The 332-nt window shown below is 60.5% G+C and carries 1 pseudogene; it reads right to left on the bottom strand.

Annotation, left to right across the window (positions count from 1 at the left end):
- Positions 1-332 (bottom strand): annotated as a pseudogene (locus EIK80_RS25265) (CCA tRNA nucleotidyltransferase); the annotation flags it as partial.

The following is a 332-nucleotide window of genomic DNA, read 5'->3' as shown; positions in this document are numbered from 1 at the left end:
ACCGCCGAACGGATCAACGAATTCCAGATCGGGCACACGCAGGGCCATGGCGTTGACGGTGAAGTCGCGGCGTGAGAGGTCACCTTCAAGCGTGTCGCCATAATTGACTTCAGGCTTGCGCGAATCCGGATCGTAGGTATCCGACCGATAGGTGGTCACCTCAACCTTGACCTCGGTGCCATCCGCACGCCGGCGCATGGCACCCAACGTACCGAACTTGCGGCCCATATCCCAAAAACCTTCATGCCCCCAACGGCGCAGAATGGGCTCGAACTGTTCCGGGCGCACGGATGAGCAGAAGTCCAGATCGTGGCTCTTGCGGCGCAGGAGCA

Source organism: Caulobacter sp. 602-1, from assembly GCF_003931565.1.
In the GTDB taxonomy this organism is placed as follows: domain Bacteria; phylum Pseudomonadota; class Alphaproteobacteria; order Caulobacterales; family Caulobacteraceae; genus Caulobacter.
This window is presented reverse-complemented; position numbering and strand designations above follow the sequence as displayed.